General features: G+C 40.0%; 23 protein-coding genes. 14 read left to right on the top strand and 9 right to left on the bottom strand.

Features of this window, described 5'->3' with window-relative positions:
• Window positions 1–166: 166 nt before the first annotated feature.
• Complete coding sequence (locus NSTC731_RS26190) at window positions 167–2,569, bottom strand: response regulator (protein WP_445627496.1); 2,403 nt, start codon at window positions 2,567–2,569, stop codon at window positions 167–169.
• A gap of 159 nt (window positions 2,570–2,728) precedes the next feature.
• Here NSTC731_RS26190 and NSTC731_RS26185 point away from each other — a divergent pair, with 159 nt between their 5' ends.
• Window positions 2,729–4,054 carry a DUF58 domain-containing protein gene (locus NSTC731_RS26185; protein ID WP_445627495.1) on the top strand — a complete coding sequence of 442 codons (1,326 nt, stop codon included), beginning with the start codon at window positions 2,729–2,731 and terminating at the stop codon, window positions 4,052–4,054.
• 355 nt (window positions 4,055–4,409) lie between these two features.
• Here the strand turns inward: NSTC731_RS26185 and NSTC731_RS26180 are convergent, their stop codons facing one another.
• On the bottom strand, window positions 4,410–4,727 hold the full coding sequence (locus NSTC731_RS26180) for a SemiSWEET family sugar transporter (protein ID WP_445627494.1): 318 nt from the start codon (window positions 4,725–4,727) through the stop codon (window positions 4,410–4,412).
• Between the two features lie 701 nt (window positions 4,728–5,428).
• On the opposite strand from NSTC731_RS26180, the gene NSTC731_RS26175 reads away from it, so the two are divergent.
• Window positions 5,429–5,938: a GNAT family N-acetyltransferase gene (locus tag NSTC731_RS26175; protein ID WP_445627493.1), complete on the top strand. Its 510-nt coding sequence runs from the start codon at window positions 5,429–5,431 to the stop codon at window positions 5,936–5,938.
• A 177-nt stretch (window positions 5,939–6,115) separates the two neighbouring features.
• On the opposite strand, the gene NSTC731_RS26170 is transcribed toward NSTC731_RS26175, so the two are convergent.
• Together NSTC731_RS26170 and NSTC731_RS26165 are read right to left on the bottom strand one after the other, a co-directional pair.
• Window positions 6,116–6,523, bottom strand: coding sequence for a hypothetical protein (locus tag NSTC731_RS26170; RefSeq protein WP_445627492.1), 408 nt, complete (start codon window positions 6,521–6,523; stop codon window positions 6,116–6,118).
• A 492-nt stretch (window positions 6,524–7,015) separates the two neighbouring features.
• Entirely contained in the window at window positions 7,016–7,174 is a 159-nt protein-coding gene (locus tag NSTC731_RS26165) for a hypothetical protein (RefSeq protein ID WP_445627491.1), read from the bottom strand.
• A gap of 449 nt (window positions 7,175–7,623) precedes the next feature.
• Between NSTC731_RS26165 and NSTC731_RS26160 the strand changes: the two genes are divergently transcribed.
• The 8 genes from NSTC731_RS26160 (at window position 7,624) to NSTC731_RS26125 (ending at window position 13,819) form a co-directional block, all read left to right on the top strand.
• Window positions 7,624–7,887 carry a hypothetical protein gene (locus NSTC731_RS26160; protein WP_445627490.1) on the top strand — a complete coding sequence of 88 codons (264 nt, stop codon included), beginning with the start codon at window positions 7,624–7,626 and terminating at the stop codon, window positions 7,885–7,887.
• A gap of 940 nt (window positions 7,888–8,827) precedes the next feature.
• The gene (locus NSTC731_RS26155; RefSeq protein WP_445627489.1) at window positions 8,828–9,091 is read left to right on the top strand and encodes a hypothetical protein; all 264 of its coding nucleotides are present in this window, start codon (window positions 8,828–8,830) and stop codon (window positions 9,089–9,091) included.
• Window positions 9,092–9,169: 78 nt separating this feature from the next.
• Entirely contained in the window at window positions 9,170–9,421 is a 252-nt protein-coding gene (locus NSTC731_RS26150; RefSeq protein WP_445627488.1) for a hypothetical protein, read from the top strand.
• Between the two features lie 148 nt (window positions 9,422–9,569).
• Entirely contained in the window at window positions 9,570–9,833 is a 264-nt protein-coding gene (locus NSTC731_RS26145) for a hypothetical protein (RefSeq protein WP_445627487.1), read from the top strand.
• 78 nt (window positions 9,834–9,911) lie between these two features.
• Window positions 9,912–10,163 (top strand): hypothetical protein, encoded by a 252-nt coding sequence (locus NSTC731_RS26140; protein ID WP_445627486.1) that lies wholly within the window; start codon window positions 9,912–9,914, stop codon window positions 10,161–10,163.
• A gap of 690 nt (window positions 10,164–10,853) precedes the next feature.
• Complete coding sequence (locus NSTC731_RS26135) at window positions 10,854–11,492, top strand: hypothetical protein (protein WP_445627485.1); 639 nt, start codon at window positions 10,854–10,856, stop codon at window positions 11,490–11,492.
• Window positions 11,493–11,557: 65 nt separating this feature from the next.
• Entirely contained in the window at window positions 11,558–12,664 is a 1,107-nt protein-coding gene (locus tag NSTC731_RS26130; protein ID WP_445627484.1) for an ABC transporter permease, read from the top strand.
• Between the two features lie 36 nt (window positions 12,665–12,700).
• On the top strand, window positions 12,701–13,819 hold the full coding sequence (locus tag NSTC731_RS26125; protein ID WP_445627483.1) for an ABC transporter permease: 1,119 nt from the start codon (window positions 12,701–12,703) through the stop codon (window positions 13,817–13,819).
• Between the two features lie 171 nt (window positions 13,820–13,990).
• Here NSTC731_RS26125 and NSTC731_RS26120 read toward each other — a convergent pair whose 3' ends face one another.
• The 3 genes from NSTC731_RS26120 to NSTC731_RS26110 form a co-directional block, all read right to left on the bottom strand.
• Window positions 13,991–15,403 carry an AtzE family amidohydrolase gene (locus tag NSTC731_RS26120; protein ID WP_445627482.1) on the bottom strand — a complete coding sequence of 471 codons (1,413 nt, stop codon included), beginning with the start codon at window positions 15,401–15,403 and terminating at the stop codon, window positions 13,991–13,993.
• Window positions 15,404–15,503: 100 nt separating this feature from the next.
• Window positions 15,504–15,689, bottom strand: coding sequence for a DUF4089 domain-containing protein (locus NSTC731_RS26115; RefSeq protein ID WP_445627481.1), 186 nt, complete (start codon window positions 15,687–15,689; stop codon window positions 15,504–15,506).
• 128 nt (window positions 15,690–15,817) lie between these two features.
• Window positions 15,818–17,896: a hypothetical protein gene (locus NSTC731_RS26110; RefSeq protein ID WP_445627480.1), complete on the bottom strand. Its 2,079-nt coding sequence runs from the start codon at window positions 17,894–17,896 to the stop codon at window positions 15,818–15,820.
• An 821-nt stretch (window positions 17,897–18,717) separates the two neighbouring features.
• Here NSTC731_RS26110 and NSTC731_RS26105 point away from each other — a divergent pair.
• Window positions 18,718–19,188 carry a hypothetical protein gene (locus NSTC731_RS26105; RefSeq protein ID WP_445627479.1) on the top strand — a complete coding sequence of 157 codons (471 nt, stop codon included), beginning with the start codon at window positions 18,718–18,720 and terminating at the stop codon, window positions 19,186–19,188.
• 233 nt (window positions 19,189–19,421) lie between these two features.
• Here NSTC731_RS26105 and NSTC731_RS26100 read toward each other — a convergent pair whose 3' ends face one another.
• Window positions 19,422–20,615, bottom strand: coding sequence for an MFS transporter (locus tag NSTC731_RS26100; RefSeq protein WP_445627478.1), 1,194 nt, complete (start codon window positions 20,613–20,615; stop codon window positions 19,422–19,424).
• Between the two features lie 127 nt (window positions 20,616–20,742).
• Entirely contained in the window at window positions 20,743–22,095 is a 1,353-nt protein-coding gene (locus NSTC731_RS26095) for an MATE family efflux transporter (protein ID WP_445627477.1), read from the bottom strand.
• Between the two features lie 342 nt (window positions 22,096–22,437).
• Here NSTC731_RS26095 and NSTC731_RS26090 point away from each other — a divergent pair, with 342 nt between their 5' ends.
• From NSTC731_RS26090 to NSTC731_RS26080, 3 genes are all read left to right on the top strand, one after another.
• The gene (locus NSTC731_RS26090) at window positions 22,438–22,935 is read left to right on the top strand and encodes a DUF6174 domain-containing protein (RefSeq protein WP_445627476.1); all 498 of its coding nucleotides are present in this window, start codon (window positions 22,438–22,440) and stop codon (window positions 22,933–22,935) included.
• Between the two features lie 416 nt (window positions 22,936–23,351).
• Window positions 23,352–23,717 (top strand): hypothetical protein, encoded by a 366-nt coding sequence (locus NSTC731_RS26085; protein ID WP_445627475.1) that lies wholly within the window; start codon window positions 23,352–23,354, stop codon window positions 23,715–23,717.
• A 612-nt stretch (window positions 23,718–24,329) separates the two neighbouring features.
• On the top strand, window positions 24,330–26,918 hold the full coding sequence (locus tag NSTC731_RS26080) for a chloride channel protein (RefSeq protein WP_445627474.1): 2,589 nt from the start codon (window positions 24,330–24,332) through the stop codon (window positions 26,916–26,918).
• The last annotated feature ends 40 nt before the right edge of the window (window positions 26,919–26,958 follow it).

Below are 26,958 nucleotides of genomic sequence, written 5' to 3'. Positions count from 1 at the left end.
CGGTTTCCTCGTTCCCAGTCTCAGACTGGGAATGCATTCATTGAGTCTCTGACTCAATACCATACTGGAGGCAGAGCCTCAAGGAGGGGCATTCCCATGCAGAGCATGGGAACGAGATGCTCCCTGCCCCCTGCTCCCTGCTCCCTGCCGTCTTAATGATAAATCTTTAACCGAACATGATATTACGCCTAGCGGCTACTTGGTATAAAGATTGTATCGTTAGTCCATCATTCGGGTATTCGGCTACAGTGAAATTACATATTACCTGAAAGCGATCGCCATCGAAGGCTGTGAATATTTGCTGGCGGAGGGTAGTTAAAATCTCACTAAGGCGATGGTTTACTTCTGTTTTTGTTAACCCAGAAACTCCCACGACAAATTCACCATTACCCCAATAACCTAGTACTTCACCACTGCAAAATGCCGATTGGAATAAACGACTCCATCTTTGTAATACCTGGTTTCCAGCCTGATGACCATACTTAATATTAATTTGATGCAAATCAGTCACGCTTAAAATCGCCAAACAAACAGATTGCTGATTTTTCTCGGCTTGAGCAATTAGGTGCTGCAAGTCGCGGTTAGACTGAAACTGATTTGCTAGTCCAGTTAAGGGATCTTTAGTAGAAAGCGATTGTAGTAAACGACTGCGTTCTAAGCGATGGGTAATGCGTGCCAACAGTTCTGCACCGACAACAGGTTTAATCACATAATCATCTCCCCCAACAGCAAACACTTGCTGCACAGTTTCCATTTCTCGGTGAGCAGTCAGAAACACAATCGGTAATTCCTGCCATTGGGGATCGGTACGAACTGCTCGGCAAAGTTCGATACCATTTATATGAGGCATTTCCACATCCAAAATCAACAAATCCGGTTTAGTAGATTGCAATACTTCCCAGAAACGTAGCGGATTTTCTAATCCTGTCATCCGCATACCCCACGGCTCTAACATTGGGCGCAGTGCTGCTAAAATCAGGGGATCGTCATCTACTGCCAGTATATTTACCCGCAAAGAACGAGTACGTTGTAATATTTGTGACGACACATCCCAGACTTGAGCAGCTGTCACAGGCTTGACCAAAAAACCCCGCGCCCCGTACTGAGCAAAAGTTACGCGTTCTACTAACTCATCAGTTGCAGCCAGCACCAGAACGGGTACGGGTGGGGTACGCGTTGCTAAATCCGAAAGTAGTGCCAAACTTTCTTTACGCCAGCCGATATCATCTATATTTAGCACTACTAAATCTGGTGATGTGGTTTGGAGAAAGTTTTTTGCATCCTCTAAGTTGCTAATTTGCTGCCAGCATATTCCCATGCACTCAACCAGTTGTTGCAACTGAGAACCTAATTGCAGATTCGGGTCAATTAATATCAATCGGGTACTAATTTCTGGTGCGATCGCACCTGAAGTTTGATCGTCTACATTTTGCCCCATCAGATTAATGATGTTACCCAAACCTTCAATCAGCCCCAGCAATTGCCGCTTTTCACTTACTGACAAATCACCATCTTTCCCTAAAATCTGTTCAATTTCCCGCGCTAGCAGAGTGCCATTGTCTTGTTCAAACATTCCCAAGACACCAGCTAATTTGTGCGCCTCTCGTTCTCCCGATTTACGTAACTCCTGAGTCAGAGTTTCCTTAGAAAGCGCAGCTGCTAACTCTTCCAGCACCGCTAATCGCTGCACCATCAACCCTTCGTATTGTTTCCACAAGCCACCCATCGCTTGCTGAAACTGCTCCTCAACTTGAGGACTTACAACTTGCAATTTTTCTTTCTCCCCCTGCTCCCTGCTCCCTGCTCCCTGCCCCCCTGCCCCCTGCTCCCCGGTCACTGAGCGTTGGTCATTGAGCGTAGCCGAAATGAGCCGAAGTGCTGCCCCCCTGCCTTTCTCAGCACCAGGATTCAGCCGATATCCCAAACCATAAACATTTTCAATCCAATCTACTGCTCCAGCTGCTTTTAACTTTTGTCGTAAGTATTTGATGTGAGATTTTACAGTTTCCTCCTGGGGTGGATCGTCAAAAGTCCACAAATGCTCAATGATATCCCCCCGACTAAAAACACGGGATGGATTCCGTAAAAATAGCTCCAGCAAACTATATTCTTTGGCTGTTAATTCCAGGAGTTTGTTGTTATATGTGACTTCACAACTACTGGGATCTAGTCGTAGCGCGCCTACTTCCAGTATAGGAGTACAGGGGCGATCGCCTCGACGGATCAACGCTCGTATCCGTGCTTGCAGTTCTTCTAAATCTAAAGGTTTGATTAGATAATCGTCTGCACCTGCATCAAGTCCCTGAATTCGCTCTTTACTACCATCTTTGGCCGTCATTAAAAGAATCGGAGTGAAGCAGCCACCAGAACGCAATCGCTGACACAATGTAATCCCGTCTAGTTTTGGTAATCCTACATCTATTAATAACAGGTCATAGTTCGTACTTTGCGTGTATTCCCAACCCATTTGTCCGTCTTGTACGACATCAACAACATAGTGTTGCTTAGTCAGAGACTTCAACAAGACACTTGCTAAAATTTCTTCATCTTCGATTAGCAAGATTCTCATACACCCGTCCAAAATATAATTTGCTACTTTACCCCAAAAAAATAGTACATTAGGTAGTTATTTTTCTACAAGGAAAAAATAAAATAATTTAGCAAGTCTTCTTATTTCGGTTACATTGAATTCACCTTATACCTAGCTATTAACTTCTCACTTTAAAAAATGGTTCCTTCCAAACGAGTTTATTTATTATTAGTTTTGGGTATAGCAATCGCCCCGATTCTATCCTTATTTATCAGCATTAAAGCAACCATCGCCATAACTGTACTATTTAATGCCATCATTCTCGGACTGATGGTTGCAGATGGTTTGCGGGTGCGGCGTTCTCGCGTGCAAATTACCCGCGAATTACCGTCACGATTATCCATTGGGCGAGATAATCCCGTAGTGCTAAAGGTGACATCACAAAATACCGACGCTCAAATTGAAATCCGCGACTATTACCCAACAGGATTTGGCGTGTCTGCACCTGCACTGGGCGCTATTGTTCCCAGTAACAGCACTGAGGAATTAACGTATACCGTCCACCCAACACAACGGGGAGAGTTTCCTTGGGGAAATATTCAAGTCCGACAACTGGGGCTTTGGGGACTAGCTTGGGATGATTGGCAAATTCCCCAAAGTCTGCCAGTGAAAGTTTATCCTGATTTAGTGGGATTGCGATCGCTGACCATTCGTCTGACACTGCAATCATCAGGAGCGATGCGCCAATCTCGCAAAACTGGTATTGGTACAGAGTTTGCCGAACTGCGAAACTATCGCACGGGTGACGATTTGCGGTTTATTGATTGGAAAGCTACCGCCCGTCGGGTTGGGGCTTATGGTAATGCCATGCCACTGGTGAGGGTTCTAGAACCAGAACAGGAACAAACATTACTGATATTACTCGATCGCGGTCGGCTGATGACGGCAAAAGTGCAGAATTTGCAGCGATTTGATTGGGGATTGAATGCAACTTTATCCTTAGCTTTAGCAGGTTTACATCGAGGCGATCGCGTCGGTATTGGTGTATTTGACCGCCAAATGCATACGTGGATTCCCCCAGAACGCGGTCAACATCATTTGAATCAGTTAATCGATCGTTTAACTCCAATTCAACCGGTATTATTTGAATCTGATTATTTGGGGGCGGTAACAAATGTTGTGCAGCGACAAACTCGGAGGGCGCTGGTAGTAGTGATTACCGATTTAGTTGATGTTACTGCCTCTACAGAACTCCTAGCTGCACTCTCCAAGTTAGCACCCCGCTACCTGCCATTTTGCGTGACTTTGCGAGATCCACAAATCGATCGTCTAGCACACACCTTTACAGATGATGTTGCAGGTGCTTATACCCGTGCAGTAGCACTAGATTTATTAATGCAAAGACAAGTAGCTTATGCCCAATTGAAACAAAAAGGTGTATTGGTTCTAGATGCACCAGCAAATCAAATTGCCGATCGGTTAGTTGAGCGATATCTGCAACTCAAAGCGCGAAATCAACTTTAGTAATTGTCATAACTTGTGTATTTTTATGCAATTATTTAGCGGAGGTATAAACTTTGCTTAAAATTATCCAGGTAGAGACTAGTAGTCTGCCAACCCAAAATTGTTAGGTGAGGGCTGGGAAAAGGGGTTCATGTTAAAGGTTAAAGGAGTAAACATCTTTTCCCTTTCCCCCTTGCCCTTTAAAGAGCCAAGTTACGAAAGCGAACTACTAGACCTCTTGCAATTTTATGAGCCGCTTTCCCCTTTACCCCAAACCCAATTCCCCACAAATGCCAAGATGACTCTTGTGAGACGCGATTAATCGCGTCTCTACCTTTGGCATTTGACTTTTGTTTCCTGCCTATCAACTCTTAATCTATGTAGTTTCGGTTCTGCCTTGTGCTTCCTGTTTCTTGCCTTCTTCATCTGTACCTGAGCTGTACCTAATCTTCAGCACTAAAATCACCGATGCAATAAGTAAGGTAACAATGTTAGCAGCAATCAAAGGAATATCATGAACAGAAAAACCATAAATCAACCATAAAATAATACCTACACAAAGAATAATTAACATACTCCAAGAAAGGTCATTGGCTGATTTGGACTGCCAAGTTTTAATAAGTTGAGGGAGATATGCGAGTGTAGTCAGTACTCCTGCTACTAGCCCTAAAATAGTTGTAAAATCAATTTCCATTCTGTTCCCTACCTCCAGTTTTTCAGTGAAGTGATACTATGCAGCCAAAGAAATATTGAACTGGACATTACCACACTCTCATTGTTTGCCGATTCTCTCTAAAGGCGTTTTTTCATTCCTTCTGATAGCCTATTGACATAAAGTAAAAATAGAATTGTTCATTTCGGAGCCTGAGCAAACAATTCTGCGATCGCATTAGCAAATCCCTCAAATGAACTTATAATCTTTTGATAAAATTGAGACATTTACACCTAACTTTTAAGCCGCCTACATTGGTTACTCAAGGATACGTTTAGACAGTGCCCAGTTGGCAAAATAAGCACATGCACTTCATCGTGTATTTGGCTTTCAGAATATTGAGCCGTATTTGGAAAAAACCGAGATTCCTCTAGAACATCGAGCCGACTGGATTTTTCTGGAATTAGTTTTAGAGGATGTTTAAAAAGTCATAATTGATGTATTAAATATTTTTTCCCCCACCCTAACCCTCACGCCACTTGACGGCAGTTGCTCCACTTGGGGAAACCCCAAAACCGCAGTAACTCCCCAATATATTGGCGAGGGAACCAGATTTCTTTTTCCCCCCAATATATCGGGGGGATTAAGGGGGGTAATTCAACTTGTGTATACACGATAGATTTATAAGGGGATAATAATTCGATTAAAATCACAATATACCACTTTTAAAACAACCTCTTAAAATGATTGATATTCGTTGTGAAACTCTGTCAGACTACACAGCAATAACAGAGGTAAATACATTAGCCTTTGGGCAGGAAAACGAAGCTAAACTTGTAGAGAAAATTCGCAATTCTGACCGTTATATCTCAGAACTTTCTCTAGTTGCAGAGGTTGAAAATGTTGTAGTCGGTCATATTTTATTCAGCTACATCGATCTAGTGGGTGAAGAAACACTCCAGGTACTTGGTTTAGCGCCTTTAGCAGTTCGTCCACAGTTTCAAAGACAAGGAATTGGCAGCGCACTCATAAAAGCAGGGTTAGAAATAGCAGAGGCAAACAAAGAAGCCATAGTAATTGTACTAGGTCATCCCCACTTCTATACTCGCTTTGGTTTTCAGCCTTCTGTTGTTTATGAAATCGAGTCTCCCTTTCCAGTACCAGAGGAATTTTTCATGGTGAAAGCACTGCAAAACTATCAAAAGCAGTATCAAGGCAAGGTTGTTTATCCAGGTGCTTTTGATGAAGTATAGTACAATACAGTTTAGTTAAATATTTCTTTCTTCTCTTCTCTATGAAAGGCTGCGCCAACGAGATGCTGTGCGTAGCTTGTTTCACCGTAGGAGTACGCTATTCGTTATTACTCCTGACTTTTCACAGGATATAAGAAGCGAGAGTAGTTCGCGGGTACATTATTCGTAAACCCACTACTAATCTTTGTTGTATTTAGAAGTTTCTTCGATTAAATCTTTCAAACCCTGGTCTAAAGTTTTAATTGAACGATCTAATGCTTCGATTTTGGCTTTGAGAAAAATTTGTTCTACAGCATCCAGGTATGCTTGACTACCAGCTTTACCTAAATGCTTGTAACGAGAACTCTTACCATCAGTCTTTGTTGGAAATATTGCCATACTAGCATGTAATTTATAATACCAATATACAGACTTCCTGCCTTTAGCAAGATAGCGAACAATCCAACAGGAAGATGCAGCTACTTCTTCCGAAGCACTTGCACTTATTGCTTGGATTTCTTTCTCAAGATGCTCTTTAGCTTGAACTACGCAATTTATGCGTGCATATAAATCTTCTTGGGGCAAGGGTTTTGAGTTATTAGGCATAAAACAAAAATTCTACGGTTCGCGAATAATTTATACAAACCATTCTTGGCTTTACAAAGCTTTTAAACAATTAAAATTAAATCATTGATTTCACAATGTAATAAACAATACAACAAAATGTAATAAATAGTGCAACAAAATGTAGTAAAGAATACAACAAGCCATTTTGGTACAAGGTTTCCAACTCTAACTAACCTCTTCACCAAACTTGTATCTTAATTACACTATTTTTTATATATTCTAAGTATTATCCCACCCACACTATTGCGCGTATTGTCCAATCAATAGTAGTCAATCCAACATTATTTTTGCTTTGGAGGTGTATTTTCAAGCAGCAGATACATCTGTGATTTATTTTACATCTACGAGCAAACAATTTGTAGTTTAGTTCAATACAAATAAGTCGTTCTTAATAGTTGAACGCTATAAATAAGTCATTCTTAATAGTTGTGCGGCAATTAGAGTCGAAAAACCTATCATCAAAGATATCTCTCACCCATCAAGCGATCGCTTTGCGGCTTTGCAGCCAGATTTCAGAATTTGATAATACTCTTCTATCTGCCAACGATATATATACCAACGGAGAATAGGCACAGTATTTTTGTGTGTGATAACAGACTCGCTTGTTAATACCTGAAATCGAAAAATCATTTTATCTATTTACGGTTCGCGAATGATATTCGCGAACCACTACTGTTCTTAAAATCGCCTGAAAAGCAACTAAATATTCTTCGCATAAGTAGTAATGCTTCCATTGCAACTTCTTAATGATTTCTCTAATCTCATATTGGTAAACTTATTGCGATTGTGCGCTAAAAGGTCTCTATGACTAGGATACAGAGGATTTGAAAGTACCTAAAATCAGTCACAGCAAAAGACTTTTTAAACAACCTCTAAAGACAAAATGAGGTAAACAGCTTGACAGGACGAGCTTTTTTATGGATGATATGCAAAAATTTTATGTAAAACTACTATTTATTAATTTCTAATAGTGCTATTCTTTTTTGTGGCACGAAAAAGCAATCAAGAGATTGTACTTAGAGAATAATCCTAAATAGGAAGTTAATCAAAGGTAAACAGGAAGTTAACAAGGGAGAAGTATGCTTAAAATTCGTGATTTAGACTGCCAGCAGAGTTATTTAGAATCTCTAAATGATGAGAAAGCCGAAAACTTAGTTGTAGGCGCTGGTACTACGATTATAGCGTTCACAACTGGCTCATTCGCTGCTTACGACGACACAGGAGCTACTATAGATGCTAGAAGTCTTAGTACTTCTTCAATATCTCTAGACCCTGCCGGTAATAAAATAGTAACGGCTGGAACTTTAATTCAAGCAATAGTAAAACCATCTAAGAAAAACTAACACGACGTTAGCCTCAAAGACCTTTTTTCAAGTTTCGCAATAGAATTTAACGGAAGTACTCTGAGCGTTAGAGTATGTTTGCAAATTCAAACATACTCTAAACTCGACTTTATCCAAAATTAAAAATCTGGTTTTCCTTATCCAGCAAAAACCCTGGCTTTTTGGCAAATACTTTTTCAACATCACAGATTACTGATGAAGTTAAAAAAGTAAAACTACTTTTGCACAAAGATTTCAGGGATAATATTCACTTTGCTAAAAATGGATAAAGTCGAGCTAACTCTATAGTCAAATAAAATAACAACTCGCTTGTTTGGCACTTTGGCTTTAAGTGTTTGCTTTTGCTTTAAGCACTTTTAGTTAAATAAGAATTCAGAAATCATAATCAATTCATTTGGGGGTTCAGACCCGCAACTAATTGTTGGCGTAGCTTTCCGTAGGGAAGACTACTAAATCTACAATTTTGTGGGAGTCTTAAACCCGCTTATTCAGACGTTCGCGGATTCGCTCTAAGGGTACTCTTGCAGAAAAGCAAGCTACGCGTAGCGTCTCTAAGAGTTGCTATGCCGCAGGCTTTACGCTGCGCTATCCGCTTTTTCGATCAGAATACAAGAAGGGTATTCTGACTCCTGTCTCCTGAATTTTGTTTCGATCAATCATGGTGTGGAAAGTGCTGGTGTTCAAGATAATTCCTTTAAAAGTGAATTATCAACCCAGTTCTAATTTAGATATTAATTATTTTGATAATTAAAAACTAAAACAACAATTTGGGTGGCGTTATACTCCATCTAAATTGTTGTTTTTTAGCAAATATATCAAAAATAAATTTACAAAAGTTAAGGAAAGAAGTGTTGCAAAATTATCTGAATTGTTTAATAGTTATTGTGTTGAACTAAAGCAGTTCAAATTTCAATTAATCCCTTTTGAATAGATAGAATCTATGGCTACGATAAAAATATCTGAATTGCAGCCAGAAAGCCAATTCAAGAGACTTTCTGATGCCGATTTACGGTTAATTAATGGAGGAGGCAATGATTTCCAAGTGACTACAGGTGGAACTTCTCTTGCCACAGGTATAAATGTTGGATCGGGAAGGATTACGAACGATACTCGAGCAGTTGGTAGCATTCAAGCAGGGGTTGGATCGCCATCTTTCACTATTACTTTTAATGCTGATGCTTTCTCACGGTCTTTCCCTTCTTAAGAGTCATCAGGGAAAATTTTAGAAGCATAGTAAATAAGATACGTCAACGTACTACCAAGAAAACTCAAAGAGGAAATTATGGCTAATATCAAAATCGCTGAATTACAATCTAGCTTGCTTGAAGAAGTATCAGCTACAGATTTGGACGCTGTTCATGGGGGTGCACCTGGTATTCAAGCTGTTGGAGGAACCTCAGGAGGTGTCTTAGGTTTTGCTAGTGGTGGATCAACGATTAGCAATTCAAGCAGTTTTACTTTCGCTAATGGTCAACTAGGAAATGCCTTCGTAACGTTTGGATCAGCAGCCCAAGGTATTACTTTACCCACTTAGACAACTTAATGCTTTAGACATTACCTAAAGCTTTTTCAAGTTTTGTAATAGAATTTAACGGAAGTACTCTGACCGTTAGAGTTATGTTTGCAAATTCAAACATACACAGCACAAATTTCAATTCATCTCTTTTGAATAGATAGAATCTATGGCTACGATAAAAATATCTGAATTGCAGCCAGAAAGCCAATTCGAGAAACTTTCTGATGCCGATTTACGGTTAATTAATGGAGGAGGCAATGATTTCCAAGTGACTACAGGTGGAACTTCTCTTGCCACAGGTATAAATGTTGGATCGGGAAGGATTACGAACGATACTCGAGCAGTTGGTAGCATTCAAGCAGGGGTTGGATCGCCATCTTTCACTATTACTTTTAATGCTGATGCTTTCTCACGGTCTTTCCCTTCTTAAGAGTCATCAGGGAAAATTTTAGAAGCATAGTAAATAAGATACGTCAACGTACTACCAAGAAAACTCAAAGAGGAAATTATGGCTAATATCAAAATCGCTGAATTACAATCTAGCTTGCTTGAAGAAGTATCAGCTACAGATTTGGACGCTGTTCATTGGGGTGCAGCTGGTGTTCAAATTACTGCAGCAACCTCACAAACATTCATAGGTTTTACTAATGGTGGAAGCTCGCTTGCCAATGGAACCAGTCAAAGTGTCCTTCAAGGTACGGTAAACAATTTCCGCTTAGATTTTGGATCAGCCACCTTTGGTGTGACTTCACCCACTTAGACAAATTAATGCTTTAGGCATTACCTAAAGCTGTATATTTAGGGCTGGAGTTAAAGTTTTACTCTAGCCCTTCATTTTTTAACGTCGTGCTTATAATGTCGCTAATTGTGCAATGCAAGTATATGTTCATTTCAGTCAAGGCTTTGAAATTTTATTTAACGTAAATTTGACGGATCTAAAAAATCCCGCTTCCATTCCTTTCCCCCAGTCTTCGAGAGGCTTTGAAATCATGATTTTCTCATTGGAAACGAAGAATATTTCTGCCTCTCTTTGCGTCGGAAAGGGGTTGTGGAGAGGTTCATCGACTTGACGTTTATTTAGATGTGTTTGCCCTAGCCCGACTTATATCTTGTGCAATTTTCACCTTGACCTGAAAAAGCACGCTTTTAGACGAAAAGTTCAAGATTTGAGGTTAAATCAATTGTATTTCATCTTATTTTTTGATGCTAATTCAACATTGGAATTAATTTTTTACAGAGTTATTTAAAAATCAAAAACGAATTATTTCTTTACACTATTTCAAATCGAGTGATGATAAAGTATAAAACATTGCTTGTTCCAGATGGTAATTATTAGCTCATACCTAATTTCTTAAAAGCTTCAGTTGATTAGCTGAACCGAATTAAGAATATATAGAAGTTAAATTTGTAATCTAAACTTTCGTTCTCTAAAAATACTAGGAATTAAATTATGGGGGCTATCTTATATCCACTCTATACGGTAGCTAATTTGCTCTTAGCTACATGGAGCATAAGTTTATGGCAACACTCACACCATGCCAACATATTATTGCTGCTATTAGTGGTAGCTGGAATGACCTATGACAATCTGATTATTTCGCTAGGTCGTTTAATTAATGAAGGTAATTTCCTAAAATTTCTTAATCGTCTGCGCTTCTTATTACATGATTTATTGATTCCATTGTTGGTGGTAGTAGCCATTAGACTAGCTAGTGCTGCTGGTGTATTCTGGGCAAGTAAACCGATTTTGTTCTCTGGTTGCTGGACGATTACATTTGGTTTGATTGGATTGGGATTGTTTACTAATCTTAAGCACTTGGAACTAGCACCAATAAACGTTGCTGGCAGTCTGCGATATAAACCGAAAAAAAGTCAAGCGCCAATTTTGACAATTTTAATCGCTTTGTTAGTTGGTGTGGCAGGATTCTACATTTGGCGTGAAATCCAATGGCCTTGGATGTTTGTGGGAACAGTGGTAATGTTGTTTGGCAATGCTTTACCGACAAAGTTTTTTGGTTCTCTAGTTGGTTCGGCAGTTGATTTTGTATTTATCTTAGCTCTGGTGACAACACATATCGTATTGTCTTAGTTAGGGATAATGTAAGAATTCAGGAGTCAGGAGTCAGAATTCAGAATCAAATTAGCATAGCTTTTATGAAACGGATTTTTGCTCAGTTTACCAAAGAACTAGTACAGTTTCAGCGCGATCGCCTGACATTAGCGTTAGCATTTATACTGCCATTTATAACGTTACTCATTTTTGGGTTTGCAATCCGGTTAGAAAGTAAAAATATTCCCTTAATTGTGCAAGATTTTAACCGCACAAACATTAGCAATAGCTATATTGAGCGACTATACGCCACCAATCAGTTTATGCCCACCCAATGGTCGGGAAACGATCCGGTGCGGGATGCTATCGACCGTGGCATTGCCAAGGCAGCAGTCATTATCCCTCCTCAATTCAGCCGAGATGTGCAAGCTGGTAAAAATACTACGCTGCAAGTACTGATTGATGGTACAGATGTCAATAATGCTCGTGTCATAAAAAATAGCATTCAGAGAGTGACGAATTTTTTTATGCAGGAGCAAGGACTGATAACATCTAATAACAGCGTCACACCTCGAATTCGTTTATGGTTTAACCCCGGTCGGTTAGAGTCTCTGTATATTGTACCGGGAGTCTACGCTGTGGTTTTATGGATCTTTCCCTCTTTACTGACAGCGATTTCAATGGTGAGAGAAAAGGAGAAAGGCACCATCTTACAACTTTACGCTTCTAGTATAAGTGCAACTGAACTGTTACTTGGTAAAGGACTAGCTTACCTAGTGATAGCTATCCTTCAAGCATTCGCAGTCATGGGTCTAGGTTCGCTAATTTTCCAGGTTAGCTTAGTAGGCAATTCTATCACCTTGTTAATAGGAACTCTCCTTTTTCTTACAGACAGTGTTTTATTTGGTTTGCTATTTGGAGTACGAAGCAGTAACCAAAATGCTGCTGTACAAAGTGTCTCTGTGATTGGTTTTGTTACCTCTCTATTACTCTCTGGTTTTATTTATCCTATTAGCAACATTCCCTTTCCCCTGTCACTTATACCTAACATAATTCCCGCCCGCTATTTTATAGATATCACTCGTGATTCCTTTGTTAGGGGTATTGGATGGGCAGGAGTTTGGTTTGATTTAATCGTACTAATTGTTTTTGGATTGGTGTTTTTTAATATAACACGCCGTGCTTTAGGTAAGATGCAATTACCTTATTAAACTTATTATTCTCAGATGTTGCAGCTATTAACCAATATGTTTGTTTCACGACTATTTAATAGTTCGTTTTGGGCATTACTTCGCAAAGAAATAAATCAAATCTTACGAGATAAGCAGTTAATTATTCTGTTGATTGTACCACCAACGATGCAATTATTACTTTATGGATTTGCACTAAATCCCGATGTACATAATTTGAAATTGGGTGTCATTGATTATGCGAATGTAAGTGCTAGTCGGGAACTTGTTCAAGCAATGACCTCTAATAGTATTTTTAGCATCGAATCTGTACCAACATCTGAGAAAGATTTGAGCCGTCAAGTAGAAGAAGGTAAACTCAATCTAGGGGTGATTATTCCACCAGAATTTCCTAGAAAGCTGGCAACAAAAGAAGCTGAGATTCAAGTATTCATTGATGGAGTGGATGCAAACGCAGCAGGCATTGCCAATGGCTACATGACTCAGATTATTCAAAATTATAATCGTAACTTTGGGCAAACCCAACTGAATTTTCCGATATCATTTCAAGTGGTATTTTTATATAATCCAGGACTAATAAGTAGCTGGTATTTTGTGCCAGGAGTCATGGGTTTAGTGTTAACGCTTGTTGGAACACTAGTTTCATCAGTCGTTGTTGTACGAGAGAAAGATAGCGGAACTTTGGAGCAATTACTTATGACACCAGCCGCAAACTGGGAAATTTTGCTTTCCAAAATTTTGCCTTTAGCGTTTTTGCTCATGGGAGATATTCTGCTAGCTTTGACTTTAGGACAACTGGTCTTTGGTTTACCGTTGCGTGGAAATTTTCTACTATTTTTTGGGCTGTCAATTATCTATTTGCTGGTTGGGATCAGTATAGGTATTATGTTGGCGATGTTTTCCAGTTCGCAACAACAGGTGGTATTGATGTCATTTTTCGTCAATATGCCGATATTGCAGACTTCTGGGGTGCTTGCCCCTATTGAAGCCATGCCCCCCTTTTTTCAAGTCCTATCTCTACTAAATCCCTTACGTCATTACATTGCCATTGTTCGAGGAATTTTACTTAAAGGAGTTGGTTTAGATGTGTTATGGATGCACATTCTGGCATTGCTTAGTATTGCTGTTGTCTTATTAACTATTAGTATTAGTAAGTTTCGCAATCAATTAAGTTAGAGGATGTTTGATACTAAGTCTTTTCGGGGATATAACCAGGATTAAGTAGGGCGTGAAAACAAAACAATTATTTTCAAAGAATTAGCAGCGCACTAATAATTGTAGAGACGGCGATTTATCGCGTCTTTGTGATGGATTTATCGCGTTTTTGTATGTAATAAATTAGATTTTTCAAACAACCTCTGAGTTAAGAGCGTTTAAAATTACTGGTGCTGAAACTACACCCTTTGCCTCTAACGCAGCCGCAACCCGTAAAATTAACGCTTCATTATATGGTGCTGCAATCAATTGCACACCTAAAGGTAATGCATTTTGGCACTGAATTGGTACTGATAAAACGGGTAAACCAATAAAAGATAATGGTTGAGTAAATAGCCCTAAATGAGGACGGACAAGAATTTCTTCGCCATCCAAAATCATGGTTTGTTGACCAATTAATGGTGCAGAAATTGGTGTAGTTGGGGCAATAATGACATCGACATTTTGAAAAACTTCCCGAACGCGATCGCGATACCATCTTCTAAACCGTTGTGCTTGGAGATACCAGCTACTAGGAATTAACGCCCCAGCCAAAAAACGATCGCGTGTAGCGAAATCAAAATCTTCAGGATGCGAGCGCAACTTATCCAAATGCAGATTTGCACCCTCGCTAGCTGTAATCACAAAGGCTGCGGCACGGGCGCGGTGTGCTTCTGGTATGATTACGTATTCAGTGACTTCTATTGCATCAGCTACTTTTTGCACTGCTGCGAAAGCTGCCGTTTCTGCACCTTTGGTAAAATAATCGCCTGCAATGGCAATTCTGATACCAGAAATATCTTGTTTGAGTTGTGGTAAACATAATTCAGGTAGACGCTTTGTACAAATGGGATCGCGATCGTCTTCTCCCTGAAGCACATCAAACACCGTAGCGATATCCTGCACCGAACGCGCAAAAGGGCCAACATGGTCAAAACTACTAGAAAATAAAGCTACTCCAGCACGAGATAATCTTCCATAAGTTGGCTTGAAACCAAAAACGCCACACAACGCCGCCGGAACGCGAATTGAACCATTAGTATCAGAACCCAGCGTCAGCGGTACTAACCCAGCCGCAACCGCCGCCGCCGAACCACCCGATGAACCACCAGCAACTCGCTGTAAATCATGGGGGTTGTGAGTAGCACCGTAATGGGAGTTTTCTGTTACAAACCCATAAGCGTACTCATCCATATTCAAAGCACCAAGCAAAATAGCACCCGCTTGCTTCAACTTCGCTATAGCTGTTGCATCAAGGCTTGCGGCTGGATTTTTTGCATTAATTTTCGATCCCGCCAGAGTTGTTAAACCAGCGATATCAAAGAGATTTTTCACCGCAAAAGGCACACCAGCCAGCATTCCCGGATTATTCCCTTGGGCAATTTCCCTGTCAATTAGTGCTGCATCTGTTAAAGCTGTCTCAGCAGTTATAGTGGTAAAACAGTTGAATAGATGATTTCGCGTTGCTATTCGTGTTAACGCAGCTTTCGTAACCTCCACAGCGCTAGTTCTACCTTCGCGTACAGCAGTTGATATTGTTATGGCATCGGCTGAATCAAAATTCATGCTGAAATATTAAGAGATAGCACGTTTAGCTTTTTGAGTAATAGCAGTCAGCAATAATTTTTACTTCACTAAAACATCAACATAGCTATTCTCGAAGCAATTATGGTTCAAAAACTGGTGCAACTTCAATTTCCTCTGGTAAAGCGAAAGAATTTACCAAATTAGCGATCGCTCTAATTCTCTCAAAATTTGCCACCACACCATCACGATACTCATCTTCGATCTTTAAATCCAACAACCCCATCAGATCGACATACTCACCCACATCAAACTCTTCTCTTCTCATCTCTCTTCCTTTGCGGTAGCCTGCGGCAAGCCAAAGCGTCTACGTTATCTTAAACTTATAACTTCTTGCGACAACAGCGATACCCAGGTAGTGACATCCAATTCTGTAGGGAATGCAATGTATCTATATTAATTTGGTTTTCCATAGTAGATTCCTTTACCGTCGGTGCCAATGAAGACTAGTCCAAATTGCTGTTTGCTAGCTTCCATCACGTTCGGGACATTGCCGATGGGATATAGAGGATTAGAAATGTTTGTCCATGTTTGCCCTCTATCCAAAGAACGGAAAATTCCTCCTCCCATACCAATGATTTTGCCATATAAATATAGTGCTGGAATTGTACTTCCTGTTTGTGGTTTGCCAAAGGCAAATAAATAAGCTTTCTCCACACTAGCTATTTTGGCAAACTTCGTACCACCGTTGGTTGAACGATAAAGTCCATTTGAATTGAGACTTATCCAAACTTCGTTACTCACCCCTGGAACTGTTTTGAGCATTGACCAATCTTCGCTAGGAAGTGTTGAGTTGACAAGACTGAAGTATGCAGCTCCATCCTGACTGCGGTAGACTTTGCCATCGTTGTAGTAGTAAAAAATATTGCCATTTACTTTGTCTGATGCCAATGGTTGACCCCAATACCACGGTCCCTTGGGCCCGTTGGGTAAACCTGATACTCCACTCCAAGAAACTCCACCGTTAGTTGTACGTATAGGTTGTTTCTCGCTGGCGATCGCTACAAATAAACTTGGATTAGTTGCAGACATAGCTACCCGTAGTGGCATAATGTTCTGCGGAAATGAGGAAAAGTTCTTCCAGGTATGTCCGCCATCTGTGGAAGTTCCTCCTGTAAAGGTGTTGAACCCTCGATGTCCGCCAACACGTACCATACGTAAGGGATCTTTTTCACTGTAGGCAATGCTGTATGTTTCTTGATACCAAGGGCCGTTACTACCACCCAATTGAGTAGATGGGTAAGTATCTAATTTCTGGCCGTGGTTAAAGCCTTCTACATCAGCCAAACCGCTTAACAATAGTGAGCCTTTTGGAGGTGAGATAAGTTCAAAAGCAACTGTTTCCTCATGTCCTTTTTCATAGTTAGACCACATAGGCTTGTTAGCATTGATATTGTCTGTCTGCCAAGTTCCATACCAGTCTGTTAACCAAATTTTGCCAGCAATATTTGGGTCAAATTCAATCGCTGAGGCCGCAGAAGCAAAATACCAGTTTGGCCACCAAGGTACTTGAGGATTCAATGAATGGCTTTTCTGTTGCCATGTAGCGCCACCATCGGTAGATTGAAAGACTCTAGAGTAATTAGTACTTTCATGGTATTGGTCATAAGTAACTAAAACGCGATCGGAGTTATTGGGATCTACAGAAAGCCCATTAAATGAAATAGTTTTGATGTTAGTCGGTGTAATATTGCTCCAAGCCCCATTTGCATATTTGCTAACTCCTGAAGTGTGCGTTACATACAGCACTCCATTGCTATTAAGCACCATTCGATTTACTTTTGATGGGCTTCCGGCTATTCTGCTCCAGGTAACACCTGTATCGTTAGACTTATATATTCCGTCTCCATAGGCATTTGCATAAACCAAGCCAGCATTCTTTTTGCTAAACAAAATTCCTGTAATACCAATGGATGCATTAGGTTTTCCAGAGAAAGAACTTACTTTTTTCCATGTTTGACCAGCATTCACCGACTTCCATAGCCCATCCAAACGCGAACCAAAGAAGATGATATTAGAATTAAATGGATTAACTCCCAGTCTTTCCCCCGTCCATCGCTTAGTTTCGTTGCCACCCATTGGCAAATCTATGTTCAGTTTGTTCCAGGTTTGACCTTTATTGGTCGATTTGAAGATTGTTCCTAAGCCAGCCCCAGTATATTTGCCTGCTGCAATATAGACAACATTTGGATTGTTAGGGTCAAGCGCTAATCCTTCTCCGCCATAGTAGTTACTTTTATCAGACCCAAAGTGATCTATTAATGGAATCCATTTCTTCTCTAACGAATTCCAACGATAGAAGCCACCTATATCGGTTCTAATGTAGGCTAAATTCTTCTCTAAAGGATGCAGATAAATATTGGTAACATAGCCTCCTCCTCCTATAGAGACTTGATTCCATTGATACCCAGATGTAGTACTACTGCGACTAGGTTCAACGGTTGTAAGTGCTACAGTCGTAGCTAGAGCGAGCATAGAAAAGTGGATTATTTTCTTTAAAGGAATATGGAAAAAACGAATGCTCATATAGTCTCATTGGTAAAGGAATAAATTTAGAGATAATACTTAGTAAATAAAACTAAGCAGTATAAAATTAAGTGAAAATGCGGTATGCATTCTCCCTTAGTTAGAAAATGACGTAATGATTGCTAATAGCTGATTGTTGATATAAATGTTTTGGCAAAATAAAAATACTTTGTCAATATTTTTATAAAGTTTATGTATAATTTGTTATAACTACTGAAAAGTTTATATGATTCAATACGAAGGTTTTTACTGCTACTTAATAGTATAAAAACATACAAAAAGCCGATTTGTATTTACACTATAAGAATAAGTTTCCTGGGTTGTTATAGCACCGATATTGATTTGGGATGAAAATGAAACTAGTACAAAGCGGCGGAAATAGGGATACCGTTTGAAATAGGTAAAAAGCTTGCAGCATAAGAATTCTTTCTTTTTACTTTTGCTTTGTTGTACTAGACGACTTGCATAAAAATATTTAGATGTTTGCGTGAAAGCACAAAAAAGACCCTAAAAGATGGCTCCTACCAGTTATAGAATCTCACATTCCTCCAGCAATTTAATTAAGTATTTTTTGAAATATGAAAAATACCTCTAAAGTTAGAGATATATTCTGTGCTGTGGTAGAGGATTTTTTGATTCTACTTCAGTATATTTTTATAGAAACAAATTTTCCTGCTATTTACTCAAATTAGTCTCTTTAGCTAGAGAAATAAACAGGTTTTAAAATGATATCTATAGCAGATAAATAGTCTAAAATAACAATAAAAAACATGGATAACAAAAACAAAAATAAGAGTAATAATAATTTAAATCGAGATAAAAAAGTGGATGAAACTAATATAACTTCATTATCTAATAAACCTCAATCAACTAAAACAATTAATGTAGATGGTCATCGTCCAGTCGATCCAAGTAACATTCAGATTGAGGAAACAATTGATATAGATGGTCAACGCCCAATTGCGAAAGATAAAAATCATAGCGATCGAACAATTAATATAGACGGTCAACGCCCGATCGCTAAGAGTAATTTTGAAGAACATGAGATACTACCTGTAGACGGTGAGCGTCCAATTGACCCTACTGATTTAGAAGTTGAGGAAATTCTTGACATAGATGGTCAACGTCCCATCGCCAAGAGTAAATTTAAAGTTCAAGATACCCTAGATATAGATGGTAGCCGTCCAATAGTTTCAAATAACACTCCTGATTCGCAATTACCAACAGATTATGTAGACTAAAATCACAACCTTTCTTGACACTCTAAAGTGGTGAAGAGAAAACAAGGGGACTCCGTAATCTACGTTGTTATCAGGAATTACAAGAAATAAATTACCCATCTTGTGGGGTGGCCAACATGAGCGCCCTAAATCTGGGACGGGTGGGGACACCCATCCCACAAGAAAATTTGGCAAAAAGCAATGCTAGGGTAAAATCTGAGTCTTGAATCGCAGATTTTACAGCATCGCCATCATTATTTTTTATTTATGCTTGCTGTAGTGATTTTGGGTCTGACTATAACAATAAATCCAAGCAAAGTAAAAACTAACATCTGCCAAGTCACCAAATTCCAGCCCCCAAAATCCCAGCATAATAGACCAATGCTAGTACCTACAGCACCACCGATAAAATAGGTAGTCATGTACACTGTGTTGATGCGACTATTCGATTGAGCATCAAGAGTGTATATTCTTGCCACATTGGTGACTTGAATTGCCTGTACGCCTACATCTAGTAACAATACAGCAACAGCGATCGCCAGCGCTGAACTAGAAGCAATTTTAGCAATTACTAAACTTGCAATCACCAGAGATGCAGAAATAGTTAAGGAACGTTGGGAATTACCTCTATCGGCTAATTTACCAAAAATTGGTGCCATTAATGCACCAGCGATCGCCACAAAGCCATACATCCCAATTGTGTCAGATTGAAAATTAAAAGGCGCTCCGCTTAAATGGAAAGTCAACGTTGTCCAAAATGAGCAAAAAACACCAAACATTAATCCCCCAATTAAAGATGCTTCTCTCAATAAAGAAAAACGTTTTAATTGTTGCAGCGTTGATTTTAATAAATCAAAATAATCTCCAGTGTACTCATTATTTACATAAGGCAAGTAAATCTTTAGCAAGACAGTAACAATTAAAATCATTACTCCTGAAAATCCATATACATAACGCCAACTCAAACTTTCAGCAATATATCCACTAAAAACCCTTGCTCCTAAAACTCCAATCAATATACCAGTAAAAATACTGCCGACAGTTTGTCCTGTAGTTACTCTATCGATACTTGCTGCTAAGGGCAGAATAACCTGAGCGGAGACTGTTGTAATTCCAATTGCTATGCTCAATATCCAAACCTGGACGATATTTTGTGAAAACGTCATGGCTATCAACAAACAAAACAAACATATAAGCAAGGAAAGAATTAATGTTTTTTTGTTGATTTTATCGCCCAAGGGGATTAAAAAGAAAAGCCCAAAACCGTAACCAACTTGCGAAAGCACAGATATGCTACCCGCTTCACTTTCGCTAACTTGAAAGGAAGATGCAATATCTTTGAGAATTGGCTGATTATAATAAACGTTAGCAACACACACTCCAGATGCGATCGCCATAATCAGTACTTGAAATTTAGTTAATCCGTTACCTGAGATTTGTTGTTTCATTCAACCTAATTTACTATAATTTAGTTGCTTGAGGACTTTTGCCTTTAACTTAATCTGTGTTTATCAAAACAGAATTCTGACTCCTGACTCCTAACTCCTAACTCCTAACTCCTAACTCCTAACTTCTTCAATAGTTATTAGTTTTCCTGGTGCTAAACCGCCAAGTTAGGATGATTGCAGCGCTGGCTAAACCAATAGCCAATCCCCACCAAAGACCAATAGCTCCAGACCCCAACGAGATCCCAAAAGTATAACCAGTGCATAAACCAACACACCAATAAGCAAAAATGCCAATTAACATTGGGATTCGAGTGTCTTTGAGTCCGCGTAATGCTCCTGCGGCAGTAACTTGTACGCCGTCAACTATTTGAAAAATTGCCGCGACTGCTAGCAATTTCACTGCGAGGGCAACCACATCTGCATTGTTCTGATTGTTGATGTCAATATAAAGAGAAATAATCGACTTTGGTACTAGCCAAAATGCAATGGCTACTACACCCATAGCTAAAGCTGCAATGGCAATGCCTACATATCCAGCTAGACGAGTGCCAACTAGGTCATTCTGTCCGGCTAACAGTCCAACACGAATTGTTGTCGCTAGAGAAATGCCTAGTGCCATCTGGAATGACATCGAAATTGTTTGTAAAGCAATTTGATGGGCAGCCAGGGCATTTGTTCCCAATTGTCCAATCAATAAAGTGACAACGGTAAACAGTCCGGCTTCGACCGCAATCAGCCCCCCGATGGGCAATCCAACCTGAAAAATCTCGCCAACGATCCGGCGATGCTCTAGAGGAAAGGCTTCGTGAGACGAAGGTCGAAAAATACCGTAAACTGCAAAGCGAGGCTGATTACATATATAAACTGTCAAACCAACAAACATACTCCAAAGTGAAAACGTGCTTGCCCAACCGATACCAGCTAAACCCAGCGCCGGGAATCCCAGTTTGCCAAACATCAGTACATAGTTAGCTGTGATGTTGAACAGAGTACCCAAAACCACAGTCACTATCACTAATTGCGGTTGCAACAGAGCAGAAAGAAAACTTTTAAGTACTGCAAAGCCCAAACCAGGAATAAAACCCAGTGCGATCGCTCTTAAAAAAATCTCTGCTAGTGCTACTGTGTTAGCATCCTGTCCTAGTAAAAGTAGTAAAGCACCTCCATTGTAAAGCAGCAATGTAATTGGTATTCCTAGCACCAGAGATATCCCTAGTCCAAGCCGGACAATTGTGCCAACTTTTTCTCTATTTCCGGCTCCGTATGCTTGGGCAGCTAACGGACTGACAGCAGAAACGATACCAGCAACAATCAACAGACAAAAAGTAAAGATCGCAGTTCCCAAACCTCCAGATGCAATGGTTTGACTTCCCAACCAGCCCATCATTACCGTATCGACAAAACCAGTTGCAGATTGAGCCAGTTGTGCCACTGCCAAAGGTACGGCTAACATGAGACATTTTTTAACTTCAGAAAACATATACAGCTGATAAGCTAATGCGCCTATATATTAGACTTCTTGCATAAGTTGGGAAAAGGGTAAAGGGGAAGGGGAAAAGGTTCTGCAAAAGTCCCTTTCCCCTTTAACCTTTTCCCTTTTCCCCCTCTTGCAAAAGTGCTTTTTGCAAGAGGTCTATCGCCCTATTTTCCATATAGACTGTCATTAGTCATTAGTTATTAGTCATTTGTGTTTCTAAAAACAATATGCAATTTTCTTTGCGTAATACCATACTAGCTTTGAGTGTCACAAATAATTTCAATGTTTTGGCAATCATCTTGAAGCTAGGTTAAAGTGAGCAGTTGGAGTTAAAAATGGATTTATATGCGCTTACCAATTGCAATTAGTGCTGTTTTAGTGGCATCTTTAGGTTTTAGTGCACCTGTAATATCTCAACCTCCTCCTATACAGGTAGCCAAAACCCCCGCACCTAGTAGTTTAACCTTAGAACAATTTAAGATTAATTACCGATTATGGAAACGGCAAAAAATCTCTAACTATCGCTATGAATTCACTAGAAGTTGCAATTGTTTACCTAAAGCTACAGAACCAGTGATTATTAAAGTACGTAATCGAGTCACAAGTTCTATTACTTATAAAGCAACTCAAAAGCCGGCTGAGGCAGAATTATTTCAACAATATAATACAATTCCTAAACTCTTTAATATCATCAGGGATGCGCTGATTCGTAAAGCCGCAAACTTGACTGTACAATACGATCCAGTACTTGGTTATCCAACTCAAATTAACATTGATTATAATAGCCAGATCGCTGATGATGAAATATTTTTGACAATTAGCAATCTGCAAAAAACTAATTAACTATGGCTAAGAGGATGAATGAACAAGTATAGCAAGCGAATTAAAGGTTAGGACATCTTGAAAGCGTGGATGTTAGGAATAGTTAATTTCCACTTACCCTTTAACCTTTAACTTTCTCAGACATCTTGCAAAAGTAAATTTTGCAAGATGTCTATTGACGATCCGAACAGCGTATTTATGACCTTAGCTCTATAAAGGTTTAGGATAGCGAATGCATTGTTAGGCTGAAGTATTTAAAGTCTTCCAATAATATCATCGCCACTCATCATTTTTGCGACTTCATCATCTGAATGGGAACTGCTATATGTACTTTTAATTACGTTTGCGTTAATCAAATTTGTAAATTCTGAACTATATAATTACTAAACTTAAGTATTAAATAAAATTATTACCAATAGTTTAGGAAAAGCAAAGACGTGAACCGTTTCAAAAAGCTATCCTCAATTGTCTTCCTGTTATTAGCCTTCATTTATCCACCTACTTTGGTTGAAGCCAAAGAGAACACTCTCAACACAGTTCTAAATGAACAGAGTATTGACGTACAAAAAAAATTAATTGGAGAGCAAAATGAAGAGTTTTTTTTAGCTCACCGACGGACTCGACGACGTTATCATAGACGGCATCGGACTGGAAAATATTATTATCAACGCCAGTGGAATCGACGACATTATTATCGACGACACTATCGCTCTATACGTTATCACGGACCACGATATCGTCATGGGGAATGGGAACTTGTGCGCGATCGCTATGGACGATTAATGTATGATTGGCAGCATTAATAGTAAATTTACACTCAATTTTTTGAGAAAATCTTTATGCGTAAATCCTAACGCAAACCCGAAAGACTTTACTCAGTTTTGAATCATCTCACGGATTGGCAAAATATCTGTGATATTAATAAACTCATGGTCAATTTTGTATAAAACATTATAATAACTATAGGAATCCGGTTTGATTTCTGAAAAAAATCCGTACACTTATAATCCTCTTCTTCACTATTGCCTATTGCCTATTGCCTGTTCCCTGCCTCTACGAGTTTTGTAGGTTGGGTGCAGCGATAGCGTAACCCAACATAAAATTTGGTGGTAATGTTGGGTTGCGTTTCACTCCACCCAACCTACAAAAATATATTTTTTAAAAAACTCTAGGTTTCAACATAGATGAGGTTTAACTAGACTTCTTGGCATTTGTCGGGAAAAGGGAAGGGGAAAAGGTTCTGCAAAAGTCCCTTTACCCTTTTCCCCCAAGAGTGTAAAAAGCATATCTATCTTTAGGCAGAGAAAAATTTCATTCTGATTTCATTTTTTTACGAAAAGCTATGAATAGAGTGAACGGTAAGACATTTCAGACATTTATGATACCTTCATTGATGACAAGCGATCGCTAAAAATATGTTAGTCAAGGGTAAAATTCTCTGGTTGAGGCTTTGGCGTCAGTTGCTTCGACCCAAACGGTTGGCTTTCGTGGAAGCTTGCCTGATTGGTCTAGTTTCTGGGTTAGCGGCAGTTCTGTTAGGACAGGCAGTGGATTGGGCAGGCGCATTGCGAGTGCGTTTTTCTTACCTTTTACCTGCCTACTTGGTGCTACCAGGTATTGGATTAATAGGGGGACTTTTAGCTGGTTGGCTAGTAGAGCGCTTCGCACCGGAAGCATCAGGTAGTGGGATGTCTGAAGTCAAAGCCGTATTGGCTCGCGTGCCAATGCCATTAAATCTACGGATTGCTTTGGTCAAGTTGATTGGCGCTACATTAGTCTTGGGTTCGGGAATGCCTTTAGGACGAGAAGGGCCAACTGTCCAAATTGGGGCAGCCTTGGCAAATCAACTTAGTAACTGGGCACCGACTTCACCAGAGCATCGTCGCCAACTAATCGCCGCCGGAGCCGGGGCTGGGTTAGCTGCGGCTTTTAATGCACCGATCGCAGGTGTACTATTTGTAGTGGAAGAATTACTCCAAGATGTCTCAGGTATCACTCTTGGTACTGCGATTTTGGCTTCTTTCATCGCTTCAGTGATTTCTCGGCTCTATGGTAGTCACAGCCTGGATCTGAATCATGCAAATTTAGGTCTTCCCGATACAACTTTTTTCGCTCAAGAAATCCCTTTCTACTTGATTTTGGGAGTGCTGGCGGGACTTTTAGGCATTCTGTTTAATAAAGGTATTCTTGAGAGTCTAGCAATTAACCGCCGTCTGGTAAGGTTGAGTTTATCCTGGCGAATTGGAATTGCTGGGTTAGTCAGTAGTGTGGCGATCGCCTTTTTACCTGCTGTTTTTCGCGATCATGCTGGGCTGAGAGAAATTTTGCTTGTGGGTAGTGCTAATTGGTCATTTGCCGCGATCGCTTTTTTAGTTCAGTTTACCCTAATTATTTTTACCTACGGCTCTGGAGCGCCAGGGGGTTTACTAGTTCCCACCTTAGCCTTGGGAGCTGCCCTTGGTTACTTAGTGGGTGCTGTGGAACACAGTTTACTGGGAATGAGTGCTGCCACAGTTTATGCTCATGTGGGCATGGCTGCCTTTTTTAGCGCCGTCTCCAAAGTACCAATTACCGCAGTTGTCATTGTGTTTGAGATGACAACAGATTTCAATCTGGTGCTACCGCTGATGATTGCGTCTGTGGTTGCCTATTTAGTAGCAGAAAAAATCGATCGGCGATCGCTCTACGACCTTCTACTAGAGTGGAAAGGAATTCACATCACCAAAGAGCCTAGCACAGAGGGGCTTCTGGCACAACTGAGTGCCGTAGATGTGATGCAACGGCGGGTGGAAACTCTCTCTAGCCAAATGAGTACTGATGAAGCAGTACAGGCATTTTCCAACTCTCACCATCGCAACTTTCCAGTTTTAGAAAATGGTAAAGTTGTTGGTATTGTAACTCAGCAAGATTTAATTAATATTGCTTCGCAACAGTCAGGCAAAGATACAACTATCGGCGAGATTATGACACCAGAGCCAGTGACAGTAAATCCCACAGCAACACTGGCTCATGTACTGCATATACTCAATCATTATCACCTCAGCTGCTTACCCGTTACCGAAAATCGCAAGCTCATAGGAATTATTACTCGTAGTGATATTATCCGTGTAGAAGCAGAGCGACTCAGTGGTAACGAAAAAATAGAACGTAAATCAGCACCTTCTTATGTGGTTTACCAAACTCGCGCTCCGGCTACAGGCAAAGGAAGGTTGTTAGTACCGCTTTCACATCCGCAAACAGCCGAGACTTTACTAGACATGGCAGTTGCGATCGCCAAAGATCGCAATTACGAAATAGAATGCCTACAAGTGATTATCGTTTCGTCTAGCCGCATCCCATCGGAAACACCAGTGCAAATCAGCAAAAGTCTTCAACTTTTGCAACAGGCAATAATTTTAGGAGAGAATTTGCGGATTCCCGTTCACACCCAGATCCGAGTTGCCCATAATGTTGCAGGGGCAATTTTGGAGACTGTCAAAGAACGACACATTGACTTGGTGCTGATGGGATGGAAAGGCAGTACATCAACTCCTGGTAGAGTTTTTAGCCGAGTGGTGGATACCATAGTTCGACAGGCTCCTTGTGATGTGATCTTGGCTAAATTGGATGATAAAAGATCCTTCGACCGTTGGTTGTTGCCAATGGCAGGGGGCCCTAACTCCAGTCAAGCAATTAAGTTATTACCTGCTCTTGCTTCTTTAAGTACATCACCCCAAATCAAGCTATGTCAAGTTTTCCAGCCGACTAACTCGATTCCTGACACAACATTACTAGATAAATCTGCTCGCTTTCTGCAACGCCGAGTTAGTGGTAAAGTGATGACTACTCCCGTTCGTGCCAATTCGGTTTCTGATGCTGTTCTTAATTGTGCAAAACTTGACAACAGTGATGTGATTGTCCTGGGAGCTAGCCGTGAAAGTTTACTGCAACAAGCGATTCAAGGAAATATTGCCGAGAATATTTCTCGCAAGAGTAACTGTACGGTTATCATGGTTAAAACTTAATATTGAATTACCCCCCTTAATCCCCCCGATGTATTGGGGG

The organism is Nostoc sp. DSM 114167 (genome assembly GCF_052692655.1).
This window is presented reverse-complemented; position numbering and strand designations above follow the sequence as displayed.